The 25,566-nt window shown below is 60.4% G+C and carries 20 protein-coding genes; 8 read left to right on the forward strand and 12 right to left on the reverse strand.

Annotation, left to right across the window (positions count from 1 at the left end):
* Positions 1-28 precede the first annotated feature (28 nt).
* From ACFQDI_RS06940 to ACFQDI_RS06950, 3 genes are read right to left on the reverse strand one after another with little or no spacing between them, the layout of a single operon-like run.
* Entirely contained in the window at positions 29-967 is a 939-nt protein-coding gene (locus ACFQDI_RS06940; RefSeq protein WP_377164800.1) for a DUF6807 family protein, read from the reverse strand.
* Complete coding sequence (locus ACFQDI_RS06945; protein ID WP_377164802.1) at positions 964-2,382, reverse strand: DUF1501 domain-containing protein; 1,419 nt, start codon at positions 2,380-2,382, stop codon at positions 964-966. Before ACFQDI_RS06945 ends, ACFQDI_RS06940 begins: the two co-directional genes overlap by 4 nt.
* 3 nt (positions 2,383-2,385) lie before the next feature.
* A complete protein-coding gene (locus ACFQDI_RS06950) occupies positions 2,386-5,436 on the reverse strand; it encodes a PSD1 and planctomycete cytochrome C domain-containing protein (protein ID WP_377164804.1) in 3,051 nt (1,016 codons plus the stop codon).
* A 117-nt stretch (positions 5,437-5,553) separates the two neighbouring features.
* Between ACFQDI_RS06950 and ACFQDI_RS06955 the strand changes: the two genes are divergently transcribed.
* Positions 5,554-6,117 carry a sigma-70 family RNA polymerase sigma factor gene (locus tag ACFQDI_RS06955; RefSeq protein ID WP_377164807.1) on the forward strand — a complete coding sequence of 188 codons (564 nt, stop codon included), beginning with the start codon at positions 5,554-5,556 and terminating at the stop codon, positions 6,115-6,117.
* Positions 6,110-7,699, forward strand: a complete 1,590-nt coding sequence (locus ACFQDI_RS06960; protein WP_377164809.1) for a LamG-like jellyroll fold domain-containing protein — start codon at positions 6,110-6,112, stop codon at positions 7,697-7,699. The genes ACFQDI_RS06955 and ACFQDI_RS06960 overlap by 8 nt, the downstream gene beginning before the upstream one ends.
* Positions 7,700-7,703: 4 nt before the next feature.
* On the opposite strand, the gene ACFQDI_RS06965 is transcribed toward ACFQDI_RS06960, so the two are convergent.
* From ACFQDI_RS06965 to ACFQDI_RS07005, 9 genes are all read right to left on the reverse strand, one after another.
* A complete protein-coding gene (locus ACFQDI_RS06965; RefSeq protein WP_377164811.1) occupies positions 7,704-8,795 on the reverse strand; it encodes a serine hydrolase domain-containing protein in 1,092 nt (363 codons plus the stop codon).
* Positions 8,796-8,819: 24 nt separating this feature from the next.
* A complete protein-coding gene (locus ACFQDI_RS06970) occupies positions 8,820-9,614 on the reverse strand; it encodes a 3-keto-disaccharide hydrolase (protein ID WP_377164813.1) in 795 nt (264 codons plus the stop codon).
* 130 nt (positions 9,615-9,744) lie between these two features.
* Positions 9,745-10,455 (reverse strand): SDR family oxidoreductase, encoded by a 711-nt coding sequence (locus ACFQDI_RS06975; RefSeq protein ID WP_377164815.1) that lies wholly within the window; start codon positions 10,453-10,455, stop codon positions 9,745-9,747.
* Positions 10,452-11,162 (reverse strand): TrkA C-terminal domain-containing protein, encoded by a 711-nt coding sequence (locus tag ACFQDI_RS06980; RefSeq protein ID WP_377164817.1) that lies wholly within the window; start codon positions 11,160-11,162, stop codon positions 10,452-10,454. Before ACFQDI_RS06980 ends, ACFQDI_RS06975 begins: the two co-directional genes overlap by 4 nt.
* A gap of 38 nt (positions 11,163-11,200) precedes the next feature.
* Positions 11,201-11,584, reverse strand: coding sequence for a toxin-antitoxin system YwqK family antitoxin (locus ACFQDI_RS06985; RefSeq protein ID WP_377164819.1), 384 nt, complete (start codon positions 11,582-11,584; stop codon positions 11,201-11,203).
* Positions 11,585-11,632: 48 nt separating this feature from the next.
* Complete coding sequence (locus tag ACFQDI_RS06990; protein WP_377164821.1) at positions 11,633-12,985, reverse strand: hypothetical protein; 1,353 nt, start codon at positions 12,983-12,985, stop codon at positions 11,633-11,635.
* Positions 12,986-13,004: 19 nt separating this feature from the next.
* Positions 13,005-13,445, reverse strand: coding sequence for an Rrf2 family transcriptional regulator (locus tag ACFQDI_RS06995; RefSeq protein WP_377164823.1), 441 nt, complete (start codon positions 13,443-13,445; stop codon positions 13,005-13,007).
* Between the two features lie 160 nt (positions 13,446-13,605).
* The gene (locus tag ACFQDI_RS07000; protein WP_377164825.1) at positions 13,606-13,782 is read right to left on the reverse strand and encodes a hypothetical protein; all 177 of its coding nucleotides are present in this window, start codon (positions 13,780-13,782) and stop codon (positions 13,606-13,608) included.
* 202 nt (positions 13,783-13,984) lie between these two features.
* Positions 13,985-14,239 carry a hypothetical protein gene (locus tag ACFQDI_RS07005; protein WP_377164827.1) on the reverse strand — a complete coding sequence of 85 codons (255 nt, stop codon included), beginning with the start codon at positions 14,237-14,239 and terminating at the stop codon, positions 13,985-13,987.
* 152 nt (positions 14,240-14,391) lie between these two features.
* On the opposite strand from ACFQDI_RS07005, the gene ACFQDI_RS07010 reads away from it, so the two are divergent.
* The 6 genes from ACFQDI_RS07010 (at position 14,392) to ACFQDI_RS07035 (ending at position 25,480) form a co-directional block, all read left to right on the forward strand.
* Positions 14,392-15,132 (forward strand): hypothetical protein, encoded by a 741-nt coding sequence (locus tag ACFQDI_RS07010; RefSeq protein WP_377164829.1) that lies wholly within the window; start codon positions 14,392-14,394, stop codon positions 15,130-15,132.
* A 43-nt stretch (positions 15,133-15,175) separates the two neighbouring features.
* Positions 15,176-16,105 (forward strand): nucleotidyltransferase family protein, encoded by a 930-nt coding sequence (locus tag ACFQDI_RS07015; RefSeq protein WP_377164831.1) that lies wholly within the window; start codon positions 15,176-15,178, stop codon positions 16,103-16,105.
* 61 nt (positions 16,106-16,166) lie between these two features.
* Positions 16,167-17,156: an aminoglycoside phosphotransferase family protein gene (locus tag ACFQDI_RS07020; protein WP_377164833.1), complete on the forward strand. Its 990-nt coding sequence runs from the start codon at positions 16,167-16,169 to the stop codon at positions 17,154-17,156.
* Between the two features lie 194 nt (positions 17,157-17,350).
* Positions 17,351-18,259, forward strand: a complete 909-nt coding sequence (locus ACFQDI_RS07025; protein ID WP_377164835.1) for a phosphatidate cytidylyltransferase — start codon at positions 17,351-17,353, stop codon at positions 18,257-18,259.
* Between the two features lie 19 nt (positions 18,260-18,278).
* Complete coding sequence (locus ACFQDI_RS07030) at positions 18,279-19,421, forward strand: 1-deoxy-D-xylulose-5-phosphate reductoisomerase (protein ID WP_377164837.1); 1,143 nt, start codon at positions 18,279-18,281, stop codon at positions 19,419-19,421.
* A gap of 92 nt (positions 19,422-19,513) precedes the next feature.
* Positions 19,514-25,480, forward strand: coding sequence for an alpha-2-macroglobulin family protein (locus ACFQDI_RS07035; RefSeq protein WP_377164839.1), 5,967 nt, complete (start codon positions 19,514-19,516; stop codon positions 25,478-25,480).
* The last annotated feature ends 86 nt before the right edge of the window (positions 25,481-25,566 follow it).

Below are 25,566 nucleotides of genomic sequence, written 5' to 3' on the forward strand. Positions count from 1 at the left end.
TGATATTTCTGGCGTCGCTGAGGCCGCCTCATTTTTCCTTCTTTGGCTTCGGCTGCTCCGAGACTTTGATCGTCAGCGAGGGGACAGGATCGTTCTTTCCTGCAAAAGCGTTCCAGGCTAGCTGAAATGCGGCAGCATCGCGCACTTCGCCCTCGGCCACGAGCCACTGATAGTGCAGCTTGAAGGGGGCTTCGGCTGTGGCTTTGCCTTTGGGGAACATGCCAAAGCGGCCGTAGTCGCGGTAGGCGGAGGTGGCGGTGTCTTTCGGATTGTCGGGATGATTGAGGATCACGACGGTGAAGGTCTTGCCTTCAACCGTGAAGATCTCGGCGGCCCAAGGCAGGTCTTTGACCTTGTGGGCATCGATGTTTTCGCCGGGGAAGATGTAGGTCGTGGTTTTGGTATCGACTTTTTCCGAAGGGCGGAACTGAGCGCCCGCGTGCTCGGGGTCTCCGCCCATCTCGGCCGCGCCACTGGCGGGCTTGATGGCGCTGGTCATGTCGATGCCGAGATAGAACGGCTTCGCCGGAGTGGAGAAGGTGAAGCGGCGTTCCTCTGTGAGGAAGGCGTCTTTGCTGTCTCCCTGCCAGTCGATGGAGGCGGTGAAGCTGGAAGCTTCGGGAGCGACTTTGGTGACGACCTGATCGCCGCCTTTCATGTGCCAGCGGTCGTAGGATTTGCCGCCGTAGGTGATCTTGCTGAAGCCGAGGAAGATGCCGCGGTGATGGGTGAAGTTGAAGCCGTGTCCCTTGGTCAGACGGATGGAACCGCTGGCGTCGAAGACATGAAGGTAGGGCTTGTAGGTTTCGTGGTGCTTCTCCGGCGTGCTCGGGTCATTCGCCATCATGAGGCGGGCCACGACCTTGCCGTTATCAGCGACATCGACATGGTCTTTGTCTGCGACGGTGATGTCGAAGGCGGAAGCGTTGAGAGCGAGGGCGAGGAAAAGGAATGGGGCGAATTTCATGCGAGGATCTTTTTGATGACCTTGGCACCTTCAACGCCGGAGAGCTTTGCGTCCAGCCCTTGGAATTTGAAGCTGAAGGCGTCGTGCTGGATGCCGAACTGGTGGAGCATGGTGGCGTGGAGGTCGTGCACGGTGGTGACGTTTTCCTGGGCGGCGTAGCCGAGGTCGTCGGTGCTGCCGAAGGTGATGCCGCGCTGGACGCCTGCACCGGCGAGCCACATGGACATGGCCTTGTTGTGGTGGTCGCGGCCAATGGGGCCTTTGTTTCCCTGCGCCATGGGGGTGCGGCCAAACTCGCCGCTGAAGACGATGAGGGTGTCGTCAAACATGCCGCGCTGCTTGAGGTCTTTGATGAGCGCCGCGCAGGCGCGGTCCACTTCTTTGGCGCGCAGAGGCAGTTCCTCGCGCAGCAGGCTGTGGTGGTCCCAGTCGCGGTGATAGAGCTGGATGAAGCGGGTGCCGCGTTCTGCGAGGCGGCGGGCGAGGAGGCAGTTCGAGGCGAAGGAGCCGTCGCCAGGCTGGCAGCCGTAGAGATCGAGTGTTTTGGCGCCTTCGCCTCTGATGTCCATTAGCTCAGGCACGCTGGCCTGCATCTGGAAGGCCATCTCGTACTGGGCGATGCGGGTGGCAATTTCGGGGTCGTCGCAAATGGCGGCGTGCTGTTTGTTGAGCGAGTTGATGGCGGCAAAGTCGCGGCCCTGACGCTCGCGCGTGACGCCATTCGGACTGGTGAGGTAGAGCACAGGATCGCCCAAAGAGCGGAGCTGGACGCCTTGAAATTTGGAGGGCAGGAAGCCGCTGCTCCACTGACGTGCAGCAATGGGCTGAGGATTGCGCCCCTTGCCGGTGGACATCATGACCACAAAGCCAGGGAGGTCGTCGGCCTCGCTGCCGAGACCGTAGGTCACCCATGAGCCCATGCTGGGGCGTCCGGCGATCTGAGAGCCAGTGTTCATGAACATGTGGGCGGGGTCGTGATTGATCGCGTCCGTCGTCATTGAGCGCACGAGGCAGATGTCATCCGCCACGTTGCCGATGTGCGGCAGCAACTCCGAAAGCTCCATCTGGCAGCGGCCATATTTCTGGAAGCTGAACATGGGGCCTTTGCACACGAGCTTCTGGCCCTGAAGCTGGGCAAGCTGCTGGCCCTTGGTGAAGGATTCCGGCATGGGCTTGCCATCCATCTCCGCGAGCTTTGGCTTGTAGTCGAAAAGCTCGAGCTGTGAAGGGCCGCCCGCCATGGTGAGCCAGATGACGCGTTTGGCTTTCTGAGGCAGCGGCAGACGACCCAGCACTCCCTGAGACGCTGCGCGCAAAAGCTGCGGCTGAAGAAGCGAAGCCAGGGCCACGCCGCCGAGGCCTTGGGCGGTGCGGCCGAGGATGGCGCGGCGTGTGAGTGGAGAAAAGGTGCTCATGGTTCAGCTCCGGGTGATCGTTTCGTGCAGATTGAGCAGCACACGAGTGACATGCGTCCAGGCTGCGAGCTCGCTCTTGTTAAGGCTGGCAGGGACTGCGGCTGCTCCGGTTTTCAGCAGGGCTTCGGCAGAGGCTGCATCTTTTTGATAATCGGCGAACTGCTTGTCGTAGAGCGATGACAGCGTCTTCAGTTCCTCGGCAGACGGTTTGCGCTGCAAGGCCTGCTCAAAGGCCCAGGTGATGCGCTGGGCGGTGTCGCCGGTGCACTCAGAGAGGACGCGGGCGGCAAAGGTGCGCGCGGCTTCGACATAGGTGGGGTCATTCAGCAGCACGAGAGCCTGCTGCGGGATGTTGGAGCGGTTGCGCTCGGCCACGCATTCCTCGCGACTTGGTGCGTCAAAGGCGAGCAGCGAAGGATGCGTGAAAGTGCGCTGCCACCAAGTGTAAAGACCGCGGCGATACAGTCCCTCGCCGCTGTCGTTCTGCCATTCGCGGGTGGGGAAGTTCAGGTTCTCCCAGTACTTGGCGGGCTGATAGGGCTTCACACTGGGGCCGCCGATTTTTGGAACGAGCAGGCCGGAGATGGTGAGTGTATTGTCACGTACGAGTTCTGCATCGAGGCGGAAGGGGCTCTGGCGGGCGCATTCGCGATTGTAGGGATCGGCTGCGGTGAGCTCCTTGGTGGAGGTGGAAACCTGCTGATAAGTAGCGCTATCGACAATGATGCGGATCATGTGCTGCATGTCCCAGCCGCTGTCCATGAACTCGCAGGCCAGCCAGTCGAGCAGTGCGGGGTTCACCGGTGGCTCGCCCTGGGCGCCGAGATCGTCGAGCACCTTGCTCAAGCCGATGCCGAAGAACTGCTTCCACAGGCGGTTCATGACGGTGCGTGCGGTGAGAGGATTGTCCTTGGAGACGAGCCACTGCGCCAAATCGAGACGGGTGAGGTCGCGGCCTTCGATCTTGGGCTTGGGCAGGTAGCCGGGCAGGGAGGCCTTCACCACCTCGCCGCTTTCATCCATCCAGTTGCCACGTGGCAGGATGCGCACGGTGCGCTTGTTGGTGTCGCTGACAGAGACGATGCACTTGGGCGCGCTGTTTTCGAAATCCGCCTTCTCTTTTTCCACGGTGGCGATCTTGGAACGGAGATCTCGCAGCTCGGGGGCGATCTGTTTGTAGGCGGAGGCGAGCTGGTTCTTTTGTGCAGCGGTGCGCTTGTCGGGCGCGGTCTTCAGGATGGCGGCAATCTCGGCGGACGGAAGAGCGGTGCCAGGAGCACGGATGGGCTTGGCCGCGCTGGTGGTGCTCAGGCGCAGGTTGGCGATCTCGTGATTGTCTCCCCAGCCAAAGGTGAGGGTGAAAGTGACTAAGGAGTCGGCTTCAGCGAGAGGCTCCGCCAGTTCAAGGTAGAGCGCCTGATCGGTTCCAGTGCCGCCCAGCACACCCCAGCCGTTGTTCTTTTGATCGGCAATGCCGTCGATGGCAGCTGATGCTGGAAAGGTCTTCTGCTCATAGGTGGCGCTGGCATGGGAGACGGCGATCTTGCCTGACTGCTTTTTGCCACCGCTGGTGAGGGCGATCTCGCTCAGCACAAAGTTGCCATTGGAGGCGAGGCCGATGCCGCGCAGCTTTTCCTTCAGAGCCTCGATGCGGATTCCGGTGGCGCCTGCGGGCAGCTTGGCGGTGATCGTGTAGGTGTCAGTGCCGTCGTTCTGCTTCCGTTCATTGCGCTTGGCATCGATGGTGCCGCGGACCACGCCTTCCTTGTCGGCTTTGAGGGCGACGTTCTTCTTGGCTGAGGCTGCAGTGACCTGCTTAAGCGGCTGCCAAAGGCTGCTGGAGTTGACGGCTTCCAGCGCCTGCTTCTCCCAGGCTGCCTGACCTGCGGCGAGCTCCGGGCGTGTTTTGGCAAATTCTGTCTGCAGCGCGGCCAGGCGCTGGGCGATGTCCGCCTGCTGCTTCTGCCCTTCTTCATCCAGCACCATCATGCCGGGTTCGCGGCGGCCAAGGATTGGCTCCTTGATGTCGGCAAAGAATGCGCCCAGGGAATAAAAATCGCGCTGGGTCCAGGGGTCGAACTTGTGATCATGGCACTGGCTGCAGCCCGTGGTCTGACCCAGCCAGGCATTTCCCACAGCACGCACGCGGTCGGTCAGCATGCGCTGCTCGTAGTCCTTGGCCTGGGCGCCGCCCTCCTCAGTCGTCAGCAGCAGGCGGTTGAAGGCGGAGGCCACGCGCGTCTCCTGGCTGGCGTCTGGCAGCAGATCGCCGGCGATTTGCTCGATGGTGAAGCGGTCGAAGCGCTTGTTGTTGTTGAAGGCGTGGATGACGTAGTCGCGGTAAGGCCAGACATTGTGCGGGTTGTCGCTGTGGTAGCCGATGGTGTCGGCAAAGCGCACCACATCCAGCCAGCCAATGGCCATGCGCTCGCCGAAGTGGGGATTTTTGAGCAGGCTGTCGACGGCCATTGCGTAAGCGGCAGGGGAGTGGTCGCGCTCAAAAGCGGCCACCTCCTCCGGCTTGGGCGGCAGCCCGATCAGGTCCAGGTAGAGCCTGCGGATGAGCGTGCGGGGATCGGCCTGCGGCGAGGGCTTGAGTCCGACCTCGGCCAGGCGCTTCTGCACCAGCACATCCACGCCATTTTTGCCTGCGGGAACCGGGGCTTTCACCGGCTTTTCATAAGCCCAGTGCTGCTGGTAGGCCGCGCCCTGGTCGATCCATTTTTTCAGGATCTCCTTCTGCTGCGGCGTGAGCTTTTTGTGGGAGTCCGGCGGCGGCATGAGGTCATCCTCATCGGTGGTGAGGATGCGCGAGACCAGCTCGCTCTCCGCACCCTTGCCGGGGATGAAGGCCTTGGCGCTCAGGGCCTCCTCGCGGATGTCCAGCCGCAGGTCGGCCTCGCGGTGCTTGGGGTCGTTGCCGTGGCAGTAGAAGCAATTGTCTGAGAGAATGGGCCGCACATCGCGATTGAACTCGATCTTTGCCGGCACGGGAGATTCGGCGGCGTGGAGGCCGAGGGCGGAAAGCAGAAGGAGGCTGGTGGGCTTGGTCATGGTGGAAATAACGTGCCAGAAGAACGTGATATTTGATGACTGATTTGCCGCCAGGGCGGGGATCTCACAAAAAATGTTTTTGTGTGAGGTCCGCGAGTCTGCGGCAAACTGTGGCTGATGACAGATCCCTCCCAGATGGATGCCGTGCTGGACGCCGTGGCACGCGGAGACTCCGCCGCCTTTATGCAGGTGGTGCAGGCGCACGGCCTGATGCTGCGCAGCTACATTGGTGCGCAGGTTTTCAACACCGGGGATGTGGATGATCTGGCACAGGAGACCTTCATCGCGGCGTATCGCTCGCTGCACAGCTTTAAGCGAGGCGATGACATGGGCGCGTGGTTGCGGGGCATCGCGCGTAACAAGGTGCTCATGCACTTTCGCAGCAGCCAGCGGAGGTCGAGCGCGCTGGACCGCTTTCGCGCCGAGGTGGCGGAGATCGTGGTGGACGAGCTGGATGTAGCGGCCGCGCATGAAAAGCCTGAACACATTGAGGCCCTGCTGCGCTGCATCACCAAGCTGCCGGACAAGCTGCGGCGTGTGGTGCATGCGGGGCTGGAGGGGATGAAGGTGCAGGCGCTGGCTGAAGCGCTGCAAACCTCTACGGGGGCGATCTATCAACTTCACTATCGTGCCAACCAGCTCCTGCGGGAGTGTGTCGTGAAGGAGGTGCAAAATGTCTGAGGAGCTGCATGAGATCATCGCTGCGTGGTTTGGCGAAGAGATGACAGAGGCTCGGCGTGCGGAGCTGCTGAAGCGGCTGCGTGAAGATGCTGTGCTGAGAAAAGAGCTGGTGACGGAGCTGCGCACCTTGGGAAACCTGCAGGCCGTGCAGGCGCCTGAGCCGCGCTGGCTGGAACTGCAGGATGAACTGGGGCTGGCGGCGGTGAGAGAAAGTTTTGCCGAAGATCAAATCTGGGCGGCGCTGCGCAGGCAGCCTCGCCCGTTTGTGGCCTCCTGGTGGCGGCCGGTAGCGGCGCTGGCCGCCTGTCTGGCGGGGGTGTTTGCAGTGCTGCTCATCCTGCAGTCGCCGCAGCAGGCAGACACGGCCTCCGCAGGTCGTGAAAATCTTGCGCTGGTGGTGCGGATGGATGAGGTGAAATGGTATGCTGATCAGAAGAATGCACCCAAGGCTGGAGGACTGGTGGGCGCGGGAAACCTGCGTTTTGACAGCGGGCGGCTCACGCTCGCTTTCCTGAGCGGGGTCAGTGTCCACATCGAAGGTCCGGCCGACATCACGCTGCAAGACTCTGAACGCATCACGTGCAGGCGTGGCAATGTGCGTGCGCATGTGAATCCAGGAGCGGAGGGCTTCACCATTGAGACGCCGGGTGGTGCGGTGGTGGATCTGGGGACGGAGTTTGGCGTGAACGTGGAAGGCGAGGGCAAGACCCAGGTGGTGGTCTATCAGGGGCAGGCGGAGCTGGCGATGCTCTCCAAGGATGGCAGCCCGCTGCGGACACGGCTGCTCAGTGCGCAGCAGTCTTCGGAGCTGGATCCGCAGGCCAAAACGCTGCGCGGCATTGATGCGCGGGAGATGCTCAGCGCACCTGATCTGCGCATTCCTCCGCTGGCACTGAGAGCGGATTATGCGCAGCGCATTCTCAAGTCCAAACCGCTGCACTACTGGCGTGGTCAGGCGGCTGGAGAGGGTAGCATTGCAGATGCGGGCTCTGGCGGCAAAGCCTTGCGGATTCAAGGCGGCATCGTGCCTCAGGCTGATGGCAGCCTGGCGTTTTCTGCTGAGAATGAACCGCAGTATCTGCGTGCTGATGGCGAGTGGACGCCGCCCGAAGAGTTTGCGGTGGAGCTTTGGTTTGCCAGCGATGCGTTTCATAGCAGCGTGCTGGCCGTGCTGCATCCGCTGGATGATGAGAATGACACTCTCTCCATGCTGCAACTGACGCGGCGTGATGCACGCAATGCCCTGCGGCCCGGCCGGGTGCGCTTTCTCTTCCGGTGGCCGCCCGGCAGCAGGGACGGCATGAATGTCTACAGCGCCCCGCTTTACATGCCCTACCGCTGGCAGCACCTCGTCTGCCAGCGCCGTGGCAGCACGCTGGAAATGTACCTGGACGGCAGGCTGGTGGGTGACACCGCGCTGCTGGGGACGGAAAAGACCACCGCCTGTGCGCTGCGCTTTGGCCGCCTGTTTGAGGCTGCGGGAAACAAGGATGCACGCCAGTTTGTCGGACGCATGGCTGAAATGGCCGTCTATGAACACGCGCTCAGCGAGCAGGAAATCCGCGAGCATGCGGCGCGTTGAAATTTCAGCGCGACCTGGCCACCACGTCTGACACGGGATGGAGTATCGTGTCTGCGGAGATGCGAGACGGCAGGGAGGTGAGGATGACGCAGGTGGTGTCTGTGGCCGGGTCCGCCCAGGCCAGAGTGCCGGTGGATCCCGAGTGGCCAAAGCTCCTGTCTGAGCAGCCTTTGCCAAAGCCCTCGGGACCCAGGGCAAAGCCGATGCCGCGCCGTGCACCGAGGCTCTCGCTGTGGTTTTGCAGCATCAGGCGCACAGTTTCCGGACGCAGCACTTTGCCGGAGAAATGCAGGAAGGAATCAAGGAAGCGAGCGACGTCGCCTGCTGAGCCGTGGGCACCGCCCCAGGGTGCGGCGAGATTGCGCCAGTAGGGGCTGTTCCAATCCCAAGAGGCGGCTTTGGGATCGCCAGCGCCGGATTCGGGGGCAGCGTGTTCGGTCTGGCAGCGGACGATGTCTGCGATTTTGAAGCGGCCCAGTCCGAGGGCGCTGTGCGTCATTTCCAGCGGAGTGAAGACCTCTCTGGCAAGAAAGTCTGGCAGCGGAGTTTTGGTGATGCGCTCCACGATTTCCGCCGCCAGCAGGATGCCCATGCTCTGGTAGTGGTACTTCGTGCCGGGGGCAAACAGCAGCGGTGTGAGGATGGCTCCCTGCACAAACTCTGCCAGCGGTGCATGGCGTGCGCGCAACGCGGCATTGTCTTCCAGCTGATCCGGAAGGCCGGAGGTGTGTGCGAGCAGGTGCTCGATGGTGACTGCCTTCCGCGCACCTTCATTGAACTCGGGAACGAACTTCATCGCGGGATCGGTGATCCGCAACTCGCCGCGTTCAGCGAGCACCATCACCGCCGTGGCGGTCATGGTCTTGGTGATCGAGGCGAGGAGGAAAATGGCATCCGCATTCGCAGCTTTGCCAAAGGCCTGCTGAAAAGTGTCCTGCTTCCGGCGCACATGCAGCACGGCGGATTCGAGGGTGCCGTCTTTGATCTGCTGCTGGATGATCTCAAATGCGTCGTTCATGGGAGAAGCGGTGAGGCCGTGACCGGTGGTGGCTGCAAGTCCGGCGAGAGTGTTCAGAAAGGTGCGGCGATTGGTCATGGACAGAGGGACTTGGCGAGCAGGCTAGTGATCCAGTTCTTTGATGAAGATGCGGCGGAACTCCACGCCATCCTTGTGGTTTTGGAGGGTGATGGGGCCTTCGGCGGGAATCTGTTTCACGCGTGCGTCCTGGATGATGTCCGCTCCGTTGAGCGTCACATCCACGCGGTCCCCGCGCAGGGTGATGCTGAAGCGGTTCCACTCACCGGGGCCTTTGTCGGCACGGACGCTGGGCATGGTCTTCATGCGCTCTTCTTTCGTTGCCTCGGTGTCCTTAAACTTTGTGCCCACTTCTCCGCTGCCGCAGGGCTGGCACCAGATATTGACCTGCGCGGCACGTGCACCACGCACATAGATGCCGCTGTCTCCCCAGGTCAGATTGTCTTTCATGATCACCTTGCCGGCGGCATCGGTGTGAAACTGGCCGTCGTCCATGAGCCACTGATGCGGTTTCACCACAGGTTTGCCAGTGAGACGCCAGTCGATGAGCAGCGCAAAGTCTTTGTCCTTCTTCGCGGTGGAGAGGTTGTAGTCCTTGCCTGCGATGCGCGGCGGCTCGTCGGTGCGCAGGCGAATGACGCCATCGGCGATTTCCCAGACGCCATCGAGATGGGCTTCGTGCTGCCAGTTGGCCCAGGTGTGGCCATCGAAGAGAGGGATGAATCCGGCTGGTGGGGGATCTATTCCCAGGCTGTCTGGGGCCGCAGCCGCCTGGCTGCACAGGAGGGTGTTTGATGAACCCGCCGCAGCCAAAGCACTCCAAGATGCTGCTTTGATAAAGTCACGCCGGGAAGCCTTCGAGAAAGTCAGTTTGCTCATGTTTGAGTGCCCAAGATTCAGAACCTGATGCTGCCTGGAGCCACAACGCCGACTGCGGTGTCAGAAGCTGGAAGGCAGCATTTGCAGTGCAGAATACGTGAATGAAGTGGGAATCGTGCGGCAGGGATGATTATGCAGGCTTCACGGTGAAGTCGCTATCATCCAGAGAGCGCAGCACCAGCTCGCGCGGGACGCAGAAGTCATCCATTTCCAGGCAGCGGACGATGCCGTCGGCGATGTGCTCGGGCTTGAGGAAAAGCTGTTTGGGGGCCTGGCGCTGGGAGGCGTCGTCCCAGAAGGCGGTATCCACGCCGCCGGGCAGGATGGCAGTGACGCGGATGCGATGCGGGGCTGCCTCCTCAGCCAGCCCCTGCGTGAAGCCGCGCACGCCCCACTTGGCGGCGCAGTACACGGTTTCGCTCGGGATGCCGCGCAGGCTGGCGGTGGAGATGACATTAATGATGTGGCCGCGTTGGTGCGGGATCATGGACTTCAAGGCCGCCTGGGAGCCGAGGATCGTGCCCTTGAGATTCACCGCCAGCATGAGGTCAATCTCCGCCTCCGTGTAGTCGGGGATCCAGCGATGGCGTGCGAGTCCGGCGTTGTTGACCCAGACGGAGATGGGGCCGAGTTGCTCGGTGATCTGATCCGCAGCGGACTGCACGGCGGCAGCATTGGAGACATCGCAACGGATGGACAGGGCGTTCGGATGATCGAGTGCCACGTTTTCGAGATCGAGCAATGCCACACGTGCGCCGCGTGCGAGCAGGGCCTGGGCGGTGGCTAGGCCGATGCCCTTGGCACCGCCGGTGATGACGCAGACTTGATGGGAGAGATTCATGATTTGGGCGAGCTGCGGGAAGGCTGGTCAGAGGGTTGTGTCATGGCGAGGAGATTGTTTTCCTTGCCATAGGCGGTGAGAATGTCGCCGGCCTTGATGAGGTCATCCCGGGCTGGAATGCCAGAGTGGGTGTGGCCGTCACGTGTGATGGCGAGAATGACGACCCCCTGGTCCCAGGGGCGCGATTCGCGCAGGGTGCGGCCTGCGAGAAAGGTGCCGGGCAGCACTTCGATCTCAGAAACCACATAGCCGTGCTGGATGCGCAGCAGCAATTCGTAGTCCAGCGCACGCACCATGCCGGTGCGCTCCAGCGTGCGCTGGATGACGTGGTCGAGCACCTTTTGAAACCACGTGAGGCGGGAGATGAGCAGCATCACTGCAAGGCCACCTGCCAGCCAGCCGAGCATCAGCATGGTGTCGCCGCCGGAGCTGCTCTGCAGCAGAGTGACGATGAGGGTGGCGAGCGCGGAGGTGAGACCCACATTTCCGGCCAGGATGAGATCGCGGATGATGCGGCGGCGCACGGGGTGGTTCACCACCAGCTCTGCCTCCTTGGTGGTGAAGCCCACGCCGAAAAATGCCGAGTAGGCCTGAAAGCTGGCGGTGTCCCAGCTGATGCCGGTCATCATCAGTGCCGTGGCACCCACTCGCACCACCAGCAATGAAACCAGTGCGATGATGAGCAGCGCGATGACGGGGGCGGCCACGAACTTGAGTTTAAAGTTTCAGGTTTAAAGTTCCAAGCTCAGAGGTGCTTTTCGCTGATGGACTTGTCGTGGTCGTAGATCTGCTCCTTGGTCTGGCGGCCTTTCATGTCCCAGTAGCGGTTCAGGCCATGACGCTGCCCGTTGTCAAAATTCGTTTCTGCGGATTGCTGGCCGTTTTCCCACCATTCCTTCATCACTCCGTGCATCTTTCCGCCGATGTAGGGGTACTCGCCGGCGGTCTTGCCATTGGAGTGCTTGTTACGCACGAGCCCGGTGTACGGCTGGCCTTTGTACCTGGCCTCCTTGCCTTCGTTGACCTGCTCGATGTCCTTGTCGGAAAAATCCACCACTGGAGGCTGTTTTTCGCCGCAGGAGGTGAGGCATAAAGTGCAGAGAAGGAGAAGGACGTGGAGCTGATTCATGGGCGCAAGGGTGGAGATAACGCGCACATTTTCAACTCGCAGCACGGCTCACTTTGCCGCCACCGCTTTCCTCCATGTCTCGGGGGCGCCGGGGAGCGTCTCGGCCAGAATGCGGCGAATATGGGTGCGTTCCTTTTCGGAAAGATAGGCAAAGTTGCCAGTGGTGTCCTTGCCGTCCAGGATCGTCCAGAGGCGGGTTAGCACGGTCTGCTTCAGCGGCGCGGTGAGGTGCTGAAAGGTGAGGGAATAGACCATGTAGCTGCAGCGGTATTTGAAAAGGCGGTGCAGGAGCTGGAAGTCCTTGAGGCTGCGGCCGTCGCTGCTCTGCGGGGCATTTTTGGTGAAGGCGGTCTGGAAGGCGGGATCTCCCTCGATGCCGCCTTCGGGCAGGGCGGCCTCATCTTTAAAGAGCAGCGCCTCCACCACGTCCTCGGCGCTGTGGTCGATGATGCGGCGTGCACTTCCAGTAGGCTCTGCGGTGACGGTCTCTCCCAGTTCCTTCTGCAGGCTGGTCTGCATGTACATGGCGCGCAGGGATGTGTGGTTGGCCTTGGTCAGGATATTCTGCACGCTGGTCTGATGCTCCAACACCATGAGGGCCACGATGTCGCTCTGCTTGCGCTTGTAGGGGCTTGTGTCGAAAAACTTGCCGAGGTTGGAGATGTTGGCGCCGGATTTGAAATTGATGTCGATGCTCTGGTCGTTCTTCTCGGTGGCGGTGACGTTGCCACGATGAAGAATACTGCCGTGCCTGCCGGTGACATACCAGCCACCCCAGCGGTCGCTGAAAGGGGTGGTGGTGTCCACCACGGTGCTGCCCTGGCTCATGATGGGGTGTCCTTCCGGGCCAGGATACACGGAGCGGACGATGACACCGGGCACACCGGGGGAGAAGGGGCCGCCGTGGCAGCTTAGGCAGCTGTTGTCGCGCTGAAACTGCAGGGGCTTGGCGGGTTCTTCTTCAGGGTCGAGCAGATAAAACACGGGGCCGAGCTTGGGGTCCACGGTGGCCACCTCGATGCTCCCGCCGAGGCAGTAGCCGACGTAGGCGTTGTCGCCGAAGTACACCACGCGCGGCGTCTGCGGGCTGATGCGGTCATTCTGCTTGCTGGTCTTGGAGAAGACCATGACCTGGGATTCCTGAGGGATGTCGAACTGCTTCATCACATCGCGCAGCACGGTCCAGGCGTCGGTGCGGTCGATCTTGACCTTGCCAGCGGCCATCAGGCGTTCGAGGCGCTGGGTCGCGTCATTGGGCTCGGTCTCGGAGTAGCGGATGGGGGCGTTTTCGTACTCGTCTTCGGCGTGGAGCTGCGGGAGGAAAGCGGAAAGCAAAATGGCCAGGCTCGTGCCCAGCAGGCTGGAGCGCTGAGTCGAAGCGGGGGATGGTGCGGTGCTCATGGCTGGGATATGGGGTGAGTCATTCCTGAGGCAGCAGCTGTTTTTTCATGCCAGTGCCGGCGGCACCGGCCACGAGGTCGCGCAGCGTATGGCGGTCGAGGCTTTCGTAGAAGGCATTGACCGCCTGGGCCAGCGCGCCTTTGAGGCGGCAGGAGCCATTGATTGGGCAGGTATTGTGCTGCGCGTCGAAGCACTCGACGATGATCGGCGAGTCCTCTGTGCGGCGCACCACCATGCCGATGTGGATTTCCTCAGGCGGCATGCCCAGGGAAATGCCACCGCCTCTTCCGCGCCGGGTTTCCAAGTAACCGAGCTTGGCCAGGTAGTTCACCACCTTCACGAGGTGATGGCGCGAGATGCTGTAGGCCTCTGCCACCTCGCTGAGAGAAAAGGTCTCCCCCTTCAGCGCCGCAAACATGAGCACGCGCAGGGAGTAGTCTGAGAAAAGGCTGAGTCGCATGACTCGATTTACGATAGCCGTTGGCTAAACTTGCACTTTGCGTGCATCTTTAACCAAGTGGGGCCAAAAGAGGCGTAATGGCGGGCAAGATCGGCATGGTCAGACACAAAAAAAGCCCGGAGGACACTCCTCCGGGCTTTGAGAGCTGGTTTGCCAGAGACTACTTCTTCTTGGCAGGGGTGGCGCAGCAGGCGTGGCCCGTGGTCTTCTTGGCGGCAGGGGCGCTGCAGCAGGAGGAGCAGTTTTCCTTCTTTTTGGCGAAAACGCAGTGGCCGTTCGAGCAGCTGCTCAGCAGCAGGCTGGTGGAGACAAAGGCGAGAGTGAGAAGTGATTTCATAGTGTGTGTGGTATTGATGGCTAGTGGCTGACAATGGCTTTATAGCCGTTGCACAGCATTAAGAGTCCGTATGGAACAATTTATTTCATGCAATCTCAAGAATAATTGCACATTCGTCGGCTGTCCGGTTTGCAGACAGGCATGAAAAAGCCCGGAAGGGTTGCTTCCGGGCTTGAGGGAGAATGAATCACCTCACTGCAAATCAGCCTTCCTTGAGGGTCTCGACCTTCTTGTGGGAGCTGGTGGCGGTAACCTTCTTGCCGACAAGCTTGTCAGCGTCTTTGACGGCAGCGGTCAGGGTAAGCTTAACTTCCTTGCCGTCAGCCTCGATGACGATGGACTTGGAGTCAGCGTCAACGGACTTGAGCTTGCCAGTGGTGGTGTCGATTTTGCCGCAGCCAGCGAAAGCGGACACGGAAAGGCCGAGGACGGCGAGGGTGGTAAGGATGGATTTCATGTTGAGTTTGAGTGTGGTTAGCTTTCCGTCAGGAAGTGACCGAGCGGATTTGCACCTATTCAAAACGAAAGCCGCCACCTCAGACAATCAAAAAATGTGGGGTTTTTGAAAAAAGCTCGTCACACGGCCTCAGCCTGTGCCACGCTGGTCCGATGAAGAATACAGTTTTCACCCTTGGCGTGGCCGTTTTTTGGGCTTTTGCAGCCACCTGTCCGGCGCATCCTTTGCCGGATGTGGCCGTGAGGGCTCATTTTGAACAGAATGGTGACTGGACGCTTCAGGTGGAAATTGACCCGCGCAGTTTCCAGCCAGACCCCAATGTGGCCCCTTACCTGACCAATGCTGACTTGGGCGTCACACCGGCGGAACAGCAGGAGAAACTCAAGACGCAAGCCAGGGAGTATGCACAAAAGGTGGTCGAAGTCGTTCTCGACCCTGCTGTCGAAGTGAAGCCTGAGCTGACCTGGGAGTTTACCGCTGCCGAAAATGCGCCTTTGAAGCTGCCGGAGGATCCGGTCATGCTCACCGGCACCTGGCGTACGAAGCTTCCTGCCGGCAGCAAGGGCTACTCCATCAAGGCCCTGCCAGCCGGAACCTTGAGTGTGCTGTACCATAACACTGCGCTGGGGAAGAAGGTGGAGCGCTACCAAATCCTCTTTCCTGGAGAAACCAGCTATGTGCTGGATTTGCAGACTTTCACGCCGCGCACCAAGGCTCCGCTCCCCATCACGGAGGAGTCCGTGAAGGACCCTGGTGCGGCCTCTGGCAGTCTTGAAGGCATGTGCGAAATGTGCGGAACCTGCTCCACGGGCGGGTACATGCTGCCGACGCTGATTGCTGTGGCGGGGCTGGTGATGGTCGTTGCATGGCTCCGCCGCAAGCCTAAGGCGTGAAGAGCGGGCAACTTCCGTTTGCACCGCTACCGTGCTCGCGTAAATGCCGCGCGTGAAACAGGCATTTGTATTGGGCGCAGGCATTGGCGAGAGACTGAGACCTCTGACGGAGCAGCTTCCTAAGCCGCTCGTGCCAGTGTTCCACCGTCCTCTCATCACCTATGCCTTTGATCACCTGATAGCGGCGGGGGTATCCCGCCTGGTGGTCAATACGCACCATATTCCCGAGGCCTATGCGCGGGCCTTTCCAGAGCAGAGCTACCGAGGTGTGCCGATCCAGTTCCGCAACGAGAGCCCCGTGCGGCTGGAAACCGCAGGCGGTATTGCCAATGTGCGCGATCTGCTCGGCGGCGAGCCCTTCCTGGTCTACAACGGAGACATCCTGACCGACCTGCCCCTGCAGCCCCTCATCCATGAACATCAAACCAAGGGCAATCTCGTCACCCTCGTCTTGCGCAGCCATGGGCCCTCCCTGCACATCGCCTATGACTCGCAGACGGGGCTGGTCACCGACATCCGCAACAAGCTTGGCACTGGCGACGAGGGGAAATACCTCTTCACCGGCATCTATGCCTGTGATCCGGCCATCCATGACTGGATCACTCCCGGCAAAGTAGAGTCCGTCATCCCCATCTTCCTCAACATGATCCGCGCCGGGGCAAAGCTCGGGGCTGTGGTGATCGACGAGGGCAGTTGGTGGGATTTGGGCAGTCGAACGGCCTACCTTTCTGCTCATTCGTCTCTGAACGGCATGTATGCTCCGGCAGTTGACCCGTTGGCGCAGATCGAGGCCGGGGCAGTGCTGCGGGGAATCAATGTCGTGGGGGCCGGGGCTGTGATAGAAGCCGGAGCACAGCTGGAGGACACCATCGTCTGGCCAGGCGGCCGGGTGCAGGGCGGCGCAGATTTGAGGCGCTGCATCGTCCGCAGTGGTGTCACGGCGGCGGGAAATGCGGAAGACGTTGATTTTTAAGCCACTCCCGGCTTTGGATTGGACATCCGGCGTTCCGCATTCGTCATTCTTCACATCTATCATGCTCCCCGAACACGAGGCCTTGCTCTTCTTCACCCGCCAACAGTTCCCTGAACTGAACAGCACGCCATGTGAGGTGGAGGTCATCCTCAAGGGGGCTTCCGACCGCCATTTCTATCGGCTCAACTGGCAGGCTGACCGTGCCCCAATGATTTTGATGGTTTACACCTTGGCGCGTCGCGACAACCCCAAATTCGTTCCCGCCACCTTGAGGCTGAGGAAAATCGGAGCGAACGTGCCGCAGGTTTACGCTTTTGATGAGCAGCGCCTCTGTGTCTGGCTTGAGGATCTGGGGCGCATCGATCTGCAGTCTTTCAATGAGCGCCCATGGGACCTGCGCATGCCGCTCTATCAAGCCACCTTGCGTGAAGCGGCGAAGTTCCATGAAGTGACTGAAAGCACCCTCACGCCAGCGGATATTGACGAACTCGAGCCCGGCTTTGACGAGGCGCTCTATGAATGGGAGCAGGGATACTTCCTCGAGCATTTTGTGGTTGGTTACCTGGGGCGAGAGCATGACACGCCCGAGTTTGAGGCCGCCCACGAGTCGCTCAGGCAGCTCCGCCGCCACCTTTCCCGTCTCCAGCGCTGCCTGGTTCATCGGGATTTCCAGAGTCAGAATGTTCTGATCCGCGCTGGGGAAGCCTGGCTGGTGGACTACCAAGGCCTGCGCCTCGGTCTGGCCGAATACGATCTCGCCTCGCTGCTCTACGATCCGTACGTGAATCTCACGAAGTCGGAGCGCGGCAGCCTTTTGCGCTACTATGCGGAGCATCGCGGCCTCTCGCTCAGTGATGTGAGCCACGTGTTTTATCTCTGCGCCGCCCAGAGGCTTATGCAGGCGCTGGGGGCCTACGCCAATCTCAGCCGCAATCTCGGCAAGCCACATTATGAGCAGCACATCCCCGCTGCCGTATCGAACCTGGCCGAAGTCTGCGCCGAAGGGCAGGGGCTGCAGGAACTGCGCATGTTTTTTGCCGGCGGACTCTGATCCACCGGCCCCACCCCCGATGATGCGTGGATTGTCCCCCGGGAGGGGCGCTCTAGCGTTGATCGGGAGGCGGTTGTTGGGGGCGGCTGGGCCTGATTCGCCGAATTAACGGCACATGAAGCAAGGCCAAATGCGAAATCGCATTGCTCTCGCCTTCGGGATAGGCTCTAAATGGCGCATCCCCACCCTGCCGCATGCCTGAAACCGCCGCCGCCACGCCGACCTCCGCGCCCAGCAAGAGTCGTGTCTTTGCGTCCCGTTTGTTCAGCACCCTGCTGCTTTGGTCTCTGCTCACCGTGGCATTCCTGCAATGGCAGAACACCTGGCTGATCATAGCCATCACGGGTTTTTTCGGTGTGTCGGGTGCTGTGGAGTATTTCCGGCTGCTGCGTAATGACCCGCATGCGCGCTCTTTCAATGCGCTCGGCTTTGTCATCTGCATCGTGTACTGGGGCGTGGTGCTGTGGTACACCACCTCCCGCCACAAGGCGCCGCCCATGGAGTTTGACCTGGCCGCGCTGACCGCCAGTGTGCACGGCTCTTTTATCCTATGCTACCGCCACCAGCTTGAAGGCACGCTGACACTGCAGCGCATCTTCAACACCGTCTTTGGCACCGTTTACACGGTCATCTTCTTTGGTTTCATGGTGCGTCTGATGTATTTCCACGCCGACGGCAAAGGCATCACCGACATCTTTCTGGTGCTTTTCCTCATCATGGTCACGAAATTCAGTGACATGGGGGCTTATGTGGTCGGCGTGTTGTTTGGGAAGCACAAAATGATTCCGCACATCAGCCCGGCAAAGTCCTGGGAGGGATTTGTCGGCGCCTTCATCGGTTCGTTTACCGCTGCTGCGGTGCTGCTGGCAACGATTCCCGAAAAAATCGCCCCCATCACCTGGATGCATGGCATGCTCCTTGCCCCGGTCCTTTGCGCTACTGCGGTCACAGGAGATCTTGCTGAGTCCGTGCTCAAGCGCTGTGTCGCCATCAAGGACAGCGGCCACACGCTGCCCGGCATCGGCGGCATCCTTGATCTCACGGACAGTCTGCTGTTCACCGCCCCGGTGTTTTATTTTTACTTGTCCGCCATCGCACGATAAGCCAAAGCAAGCATTCGTGATGCGCAAAGTTCTCCTCCTCGGCTCCACCGGCTCCATCGGCACCAGCGCCCTCAAAGTCGCATGTGACATCCCTGAGCGCATGCAGATCGTCGGCCTGGCCGCGAACAGCAGCGTCGAGTCGCTTGTGGCGCAGGTGCACGAGACCGGTGTCAGGCAGGTGGCCCTGACCGATGCCGCTGCTGCGGCAAAAGCCCGTGCGCTGCTGCCTGCGGATGTCGTACTGCACACAGGCGCGCAGGGACTGGTCGATCTCGTGAACGAATCCGACGCCGACATGGTGCTCGTCGCCATTGTGGGCACCGCCGGGTTAGCTCCGGCGCTAGCCGCCATCGAGCGCGGCATGCACCTGGCGGTGGCCAGCAAGGAAATCCTCGTCATGGCCGGCGAAGCCGTCACCGAGGCCGCCAAGCGCAAAGGCGTGAACATCCTGCCCGTGGACAGCGAGCACAACGCCATCTTTCAGTGCCTTGAAGGCCACCGGCACAGCAGTGTACAGCGCATTCTTCTCACTGCCAGCGGCGGCCCCTTTCGCACCCTGCCTGCGGATCAGCTTCCTGCTGTCACCGTCGCCCAGGCCCTGAAGCATCCCACCTGGACCATGGGCCGCAAGATCACCATCGACAGCGCCACCCTCTTCAACAAGGGGCTGGAAATGATCGAGGCCAAGTGGCTCTTTGACGTGCCCATGGACAAGATCGAGGTCGTCGTGCATCCCCAGAGCATCGTGCACAGCATGGTCGAATTTGCTGACAACAGCGTCATCGCGCAGCTCAGCCACAGCGACATGTGCTTTCCCATCCAGTATGCCGTGACCTGGCCTGACCGCGTGCCGAACAATCTGAAGCCGCTCGATTTCGCCAAAGTCGGCGCTTTGTCTTTCGAAGCCCCCCGCGTGGACGACTTTCCTGCCATCAATCTGGCCCGCCATGCCGGCACCGTTGGCGGCACCCTCCCGGCCGTCCTCAACGCCGCCAACGAGGTTGCTGTAGATGCCTTTATCAACGGTAAAATCTCATTTCCAGGCATCTGGCAGACAGTCGAGAGCGTCATGACAGCCCATCAGACGGTCGAGCATCCGAATCTTGATGCACTCATTGAGGCAGATGCCTGGGCTCGGAGCAAAGCTGCCGAACTGATCTGAGTCAGCGGGAGTCCCAGGCTTCCAAAAACTTCCCAAAAATATCCTCGCCCCAGCGGGGGGCGTGCTAATCTCCGGCGAACCCACTGTTCGCCATGAAAACTACTTTCAGCCTCGCGCTGCTGCCAGCCATGACGCTGGCATTTGTTTCTGCCATTCAGCTCTGCCATGCGGCTCCGCCAAAAGGCCGTGCAGATACGAAAACGCCGCCTTCTCAGGAACTGCACGCGAGCATCACCATCAATCCGGAGGAGCTGGCTCCTGACTCCACCATCGAAGTCGTGTTTCCCACGGCCATGGTGGCCAAAGACCAAATCGGCAAAAGCGCAGCCACTTCACCGCTGGTTCTGATTCCGGAACTGACCGGCACTTTCGAGTGGACGAGCACTCGCAGCGGGCATTTTCACCTCACGCAAGCTCCGAAATTTGCCGCCAGCTATGAGTTCAAGCTGCGCGCGGGTCTGACAGATCTTGCCGGCAAACCCCTTGCGGCTGAAAAGCTCGACTCTGTGGAAAGCGCACGCTTCCGCATCATCGATCAGCATCCTCGCTGGTTTGATGATGATGCTCAGAATCGCAGCCCGCGTTTTCTCTTCGAGTTCAACGACAGCGTTACGCCTGCAGAGGTGGTCAAGCACATCAAGTTCGTGTCTGAATCCTCACCACAGCCTGTGGGTGCCAAGGTTCGTCATGCCACCGGCAAGGACTTCACCCGTATGGGCGCCGAGCCCCAGGCAACGTGGGCGGAAGAAATATCCAAGGTGAAGCCCTCGGTAGGCGATGATGCGGCGCGCCTGAGCGCTATCATCGTCGAGCCGGAAACACAGCTTTCGGTAGGCAAGTGGAGCCTGGCGATTGCTGAAACGCTCAGCAACACCTCAGGAGTCAACCAAATCGCCACGGGTGACGACATCCAGCTCGGTGAGATCAAACCGTTTGAGGTGCGTGAGGTCGAGGCGCATACACCGTTCGACAGCGACTACTACATTGATGTCGATTTCAACAAGCGCCTCCTGCCGCCGACGAATGATGAAATGACGCCGGAGATGGTGGCGGCCTTTGCGCAAAAGCTCGCCCCCTTTGTCACCATCCGCCGCGCCTCTCTGGGGCAGAAGCTGGCGTCCGTGGTCAACAAGGACGAAGGGCCCGTCACGGGGCTTAAGGCTGAAATTTTGGGGCAAACGCTTCGCTTCACCGGCCCGTTTGAAGTGAACAAAAAGTACACCGTCACTGTGGACATGGCCATGACGTCCGGGGACAACCTTCCCCTGCAGGCCAATTATAAAAACGAGGTCACATTCATCCCCAATCCTCCCTATCTCGCCGCCCCCACTTTCATCAACGCCCAGCTTGCCAAGGGGGATGGAAACTATGAGTTCAGCGCTGCCAACGTGAAGCAGGTGCGCGTGCGAGCCAAGCGCCTCAACGGGCCGGAACTGCTCAAGGCGCTGGATCAATACCGTGCCTACCAGTCCGCCTACTACGGCAACGAAAAACAAAAGGCAGCCTACAGGATGCAGTCCATCGACGCCTACCCTGGCACTCAGGTGTTTGACCGCAGCTTCCCGGTGAACAAGCCGCTAGACCACAGCGAGATCCTAAAGCTGAACTGGCGTGAAGTGCTGGGAGACTTTCCTGCGGCGCCGCTTTTTATCGAGCTTGAGGGGACAGCCGCCGCAGGCATCGAACAAAAGGGTGTCATGACCCAGACCCTTGTGCAGTTTACCGATCTCGGGATCATGCAGAAGAGCAACGGCCGTGAGACGATGGTCTTTGTGACATCGCTGGAAACAGGCAAGCCAGTGTCCGGTGTGCGTCTGACGCTGGTGGACAACGATTTGAAGCTCATCGGCTACGGAGACACAGATGCCAGTGGCATTGCCACCGCGCCGGGGGCGTCTCCTGCGTTTGTGCTGGCGGAAAAAAATGGAGACTGTGCCGTCATTGAGTGCAGCGGCAGCAGCATTCGCATTCCCTACGACATCTCGCAGGCCTATGAGAATGTCTGGCAGCCTCAGCGGCGCACCTTTGTGTTCTCCGACCGCCCGCTCTACAAGCCCGGAGACACCGCACACTTCAAAGCTCATACCCGTCTGCTCATTGGCGATGATCTGAGCCTTGATCAAGCACCGGCCGAAGGGCGGCTGGTAATCCGCGATCCTCGTTACCGCGTCGTAGTTGACAAGCCGGTCACTTTCACCGCCAGCGGTGCCTGGGCAGATGATCTGGTGCTGCCAACGGGGCCTGCCGGATGGTATGACCTTTCAATCAACCTCAAGTCTCCCAATGCCAACAGCCAGAGCAACGACGGTGGCGGCATGAGCTTCCGCATCGACGACTACAAGCCTAACACCTTTGAGGTGAAGCTGGACACGAAGGCCGTCAAATTTCAGCCTGACCGCATTCACCTGCCTCTCACCGCGAACTACTACATGGGCAAGGCGCTCTCCGTCGCCAAGGTGCAATGGAGCGCGAACTCGCAGCGCGACTACGAGGCTCCGGCCGCCTACAGCCGCTATCATTTCGGAGAGGCGCCTTCATGGTCTCATTATGCCCAGGATCGTGACGCCGATGGCGACTACTCAGGGCATGGCGATGATGAGGAGGAAAACGAGTGGTTTGTGAACGGCAATCTCTTCCTGGCTGAAGACGGCACCGCCACACTCGAAATGCCGCAGCCGCCACCAGACCGTGCGGCGCTGCCGCAGCGGGTGCGGGTGAATGCCGAAGTCACCGACATCAACGAGCAGACCATCAGCTCCAGCACTGAGTTTGAAGTGCCTGGCGCGAATTTCCTGCTGGGGCTCAAAGGCCCGGAGTATTTCGGCACCGCAGGCAAACCGCTGCAGCTTGAAGTGGTGGCGATTGATTCCAGAGGAGCTCCCGCCGCAGGTGATGTGCGTGTCGAATTCAAAGTCGAGCGTCAGGAATACCACACGCTCAAGATCGCCACAGCCGGAGGTGGATCGACGACCAAGGACCAGGTCATCCTGCGTGAGGAAATGAAGCAGAGTGTCGATTTGAAAACCCCGACCGCCGGTTCGGCGCCCTCTGCCAGCATCCCATTCACGCCTGCAGTAGGCGGCGTCTATTTCGTCACCGCAGAGGCCGTGGACACCAAGGGCACCAAAGTGCTCTCCCGCATGCCGTTCTACGCCGTCGGTGGCAGCCAGTTTCCATGGGCGATGGAGGATGGAAACCGCATGAACCTCCAGCCGGAAAAAAACACTCTCAAGCCAGGAGAGGACGCTGTTATCGTGGTCAAGACTCCCATCGCTGGCACTGCGCTGGTGACCGTTGAGCGCAACAAGCTGCATCGTCAGTTTGTCACAGAGCTCACGCTCGAAAATCCGATCATCCGCGTGCCGCTGGGTGAGGATGATTTTCCAAATGCTTACGTGTCCGTCACTGTCATCCGTGGTTCTGCGGCCAGCACCAAACAGCACCAGATGCCCGAGTATCGAGTCGGCTACTGTGCGCTGACTGTGGAATCTGATGCAAAGGATCTGAAGCTCACAGTCAAGCCTGATCGGGATGAAGTGCGTCCTGCGGAGGAAGTGAAAATCACCGCAAAGGTCACGGATGCCAAAGGCGCTGCGGTTGCCGGTGCGGATGTGACGCTCTATGCCGTGGACGAAGGCGTGCTCAGCCTCATGAAGCATGAGACGCCTGATCCTTCCGCCTTTTTCCACGCCGAGTTTCCCCTGGCTGTGGACAGCTTCACGTCCTTCGACAGCCTGCTGTCTGAGGAAGCTGCCGCAAGAGACCGGGGCAACAAGGGCTTCGTCGTCGGCGGCGGGGATGGCGAAGGCGCCGGGCCGGATGCGAATATTCGAAAAAATTTCGTCGTTACCCCTCTATGGCTCGCTTCGGGCACCACGGATGCCCAGGGTGGTCTGACCGCCAGCGTCAAAGCGCCGGACAATCTCACTCGCTATCGCATCATGGCCGTGGCCGCTCATGGCGTGGATCGCTTTGGCAGCGCCGAATCAGCCTTCAAGATCAACAAGCCGCTGATGGTCGATCCTGCGGTGCCTCGGTTTGCCCGTCTGGGCGATGAATTTTTGGTGAAAGCCATCGTCCACAACACCACGCCAAATGCCGGTGCCGTGGAAGTGACCCTTGAGCTGGATTCCACTGCGGATTTCATTCAGGAAAAGCGGGATTTCGTTCCTGCTGCGCTGAAGTCCGTCAACGCCGCAAATGCGAAGCAGCAGAAGGTCATTCTGCAGATCAAAGCCGGCGAGACTGCTGCCACCGCCTTCCCGGTGCAGTTCGTGCAGCTTGGCACCGCGACATGGAAGTGGACTGCACGAGGCGTGGACTGGCCCGCTGCTGCGAGCGACAGCACTGTGTCGACATTTGAAGTGAACCATCCTGTGCCTGAGCTGCGCTATGTCAGCTACACACGTCTCAAAGCCGATGAACCCAATGAGAACCTCATCAAGGATGTAAACCCCGCCTTGCTCGAGGGTGACGGCGCACTTTCTCTCGGCATCAGCAACAGCCGGCTGTTTGAGGCACGCGATGCCATCGGCTACGTGCTGCATTATCCTTACGGCTGTGTGGAGCAGACCACTTCGGCCACGATGCCCTGGCTTGCGCTCGGCAAATATGAACCGCTCTTTCCCGATCTCCTAGGCGGTGGCAAGGCAAAACAGGCTGTGCAGGCGGGTGTGGACAAACTGCTGCAAATGACCACAGATGAGGGCGGGCTGGCCTATTGGCCGGGTGGCACCGAGCCAAGCCTCTGGGGCAGCGCTTACGGTGGCATGCTGCTGCTCCGGGCACGGGAGCAAGGTGCGGACGTTCCTGCGGACGCGATCAACAAGCTGGTCGAATTTCTTTCCAAAAAATTGCGCGGGCTGGATGAGGAAAAAGACCTCTACAACATCACAGACTCAGCGCTGGCGCTCTATACCCTTGCCAAGGCAGGCAAACCGGAGCCTGCGTATCAAAACCTGCTTTTTGGCCGGCGTGAGAGTCTGCCTGAAATCGCACGGCTTTACCTGGCTCTCTCCATGTGCCTGAGCAACGCGCCTGAACAGCAGATCAAGGATGCGCTCGGCTGGAAGCCTGCGGCACGTGCTGCTTCCCCTGCGAAGGCAGATGGCAAAAGCAAGGCGGCTAAATCCGAAGCGAAGGCTAAATCAGTGCCGCCAACTCGCCCGGTCACCTGGAGCCACTGGGCTGGCAACGGTGCCAACAAGGCACTGCGCTTGATCTGCTACACGCATCTGGGACTGACCGAAGAGGCGGAGGAGCTTGCGGTGGCGATCCTGCAGGCGCGCAACGGTCGTGGCGAATGGGGCAACACCTTCACCAATGCGTGGACACTCACTGCTCTGGCTGCCTACGAGCGCAGCCTTAAAAAGGCAGGTGAACCGCTTGCTGCAACGGGCCGCTGGGACACCCAGTCTGTGCCGCTGCAACTCAACGCCGGATTCTCCAGCACCCATGTGAACTTTGCTCTTAATCAGGCCCTGAGTGCCAAGCCGCTCAGCGTCGAACTTCCTACTGGACGTGAGATCTACGGACGCGTCGAAGCACACAGCTTCCCGCCTCAGCGCGCCTTCGCCGGTGAAAACAAGGGCTACGCCATCGAGCGCAGCTATGAAGAGCTGAACATGGACGGCTCCACCTCCGGCACCGAGGACCTTCGTGTCGGTGACATGGTCGTGGTCACCCTCAAGATCGAAATCGGCGGTGGAGACCGCTACCTCGCCATCGACGATGCGCTTCCTGCCGTTTTTGAAGCCATCAATCCTGAGTTCGGCACCCAGAGCGAACGTGAAGCTGATCAACTGCCCGACGGCATCCAGGCCTGGTTCTGCGACCATCGCGAAATCCGCACAGACCGCGCCCTGTTCTTCACCGATTTCGCTCCTGCCAAAGGAAAGTTCAGCCTCCAGTATCTCGCCCGCGTCATCGCCGAAGGGGATACTACGGCACCTCCCGCACGCATCGAAGCCATGTATCAGCCCGAAAAATATGGACTCAGTCCGACACAGCGCGTACGCACCCTCCCCTCTGCTGGCGCAAAGGTGGCGGAAGTGAAGTGAGACAGATGCATTTGTCCGTCGTAATCGTTCGCAATGCCTGAATCTGCGTTTGAATCCATCTCCCAAATCCGCGCCTCCTTTCCGAA

This window comes from Prosthecobacter fluviatilis (assembly GCF_042655725.1).
GTDB lineage: Bacteria > Verrucomicrobiota > Verrucomicrobiia > Verrucomicrobiales > Verrucomicrobiaceae > Prosthecobacter > Prosthecobacter fluviatilis.

Excerpts from the sequence above, each read along its gene's own strand:
- ACFQDI_RS06940 (WP_377164800.1), bottom strand. The coding sequence starts at position 967 with ATGAAATTCGCCCCATTCCTTTTCCTCGCCCTCGCTCTCAACGCTTCC.
- ACFQDI_RS06945 (WP_377164802.1), bottom strand. The coding sequence starts at position 2,382 with ATGAGCACCTTTTCTCCACTCACACGCCGCGCCATCCTCGGCCGCACC.
- ACFQDI_RS06950 (WP_377164804.1), bottom strand. The coding sequence starts at position 5,436 with ATGACCAAGCCCACCAGCCTCCTTCTGCTTTCCGCCCTCGGCCTCCAC.
- ACFQDI_RS06955 (WP_377164807.1), top strand. The coding sequence starts at position 5,554 with ATGACAGATCCCTCCCAGATGGATGCCGTGCTGGACGCCGTGGCACGC.
- ACFQDI_RS06960 (WP_377164809.1), top strand. The coding sequence starts at position 6,110 with ATGTCTGAGGAGCTGCATGAGATCATCGCTGCGTGGTTTGGCGAAGAG.
- ACFQDI_RS06965 (WP_377164811.1), bottom strand. The coding sequence starts at position 8,795 with ATGACCAATCGCCGCACCTTTCTGAACACTCTCGCCGGACTTGCAGCC.
- ACFQDI_RS06970 (WP_377164813.1), bottom strand. The coding sequence starts at position 9,614 with ATGAGCAAACTGACTTTCTCGAAGGCTTCCCGGCGTGACTTTATCAAA.
- ACFQDI_RS06975 (WP_377164815.1), bottom strand. The coding sequence starts at position 10,455 with ATGAATCTCTCCCATCAAGTCTGCGTCATCACCGGCGGTGCCAAGGGC.
- ACFQDI_RS06985 (WP_377164819.1), bottom strand. The coding sequence starts at position 11,584 with ATGAATCAGCTCCACGTCCTTCTCCTTCTCTGCACTTTATGCCTCACC.
- ACFQDI_RS06990 (WP_377164821.1), bottom strand. The coding sequence starts at position 12,985 with ATGAGCACCGCACCATCCCCCGCTTCGACTCAGCGCTCCAGCCTGCTG.
- ACFQDI_RS06995 (WP_377164823.1), bottom strand. The coding sequence starts at position 13,445 with ATGCGACTCAGCCTTTTCTCAGACTACTCCCTGCGCGTGCTCATGTTT.
- ACFQDI_RS07000 (WP_377164825.1), bottom strand. The coding sequence starts at position 13,782 with ATGAAATCACTTCTCACTCTCGCCTTTGTCTCCACCAGCCTGCTGCTG.
- ACFQDI_RS07005 (WP_377164827.1), bottom strand. The coding sequence starts at position 14,239 with ATGAAATCCATCCTTACCACCCTCGCCGTCCTCGGCCTTTCCGTGTCC.
- ACFQDI_RS07010 (WP_377164829.1), top strand. The coding sequence starts at position 14,392 with ATGAAGAATACAGTTTTCACCCTTGGCGTGGCCGTTTTTTGGGCTTTT.
- ACFQDI_RS07015 (WP_377164831.1), top strand. The coding sequence starts at position 15,176 with ATGCCGCGCGTGAAACAGGCATTTGTATTGGGCGCAGGCATTGGCGAG.
- ACFQDI_RS07020 (WP_377164833.1), top strand. The coding sequence starts at position 16,167 with ATGCTCCCCGAACACGAGGCCTTGCTCTTCTTCACCCGCCAACAGTTC.
- ACFQDI_RS07025 (WP_377164835.1), top strand. The coding sequence starts at position 17,351 with ATGCCTGAAACCGCCGCCGCCACGCCGACCTCCGCGCCCAGCAAGAGT.
- ACFQDI_RS07030 (WP_377164837.1), top strand. The coding sequence starts at position 18,279 with ATGCGCAAAGTTCTCCTCCTCGGCTCCACCGGCTCCATCGGCACCAGC.
- ACFQDI_RS07035 (WP_377164839.1), top strand. The coding sequence starts at position 19,514 with ATGAAAACTACTTTCAGCCTCGCGCTGCTGCCAGCCATGACGCTGGCA.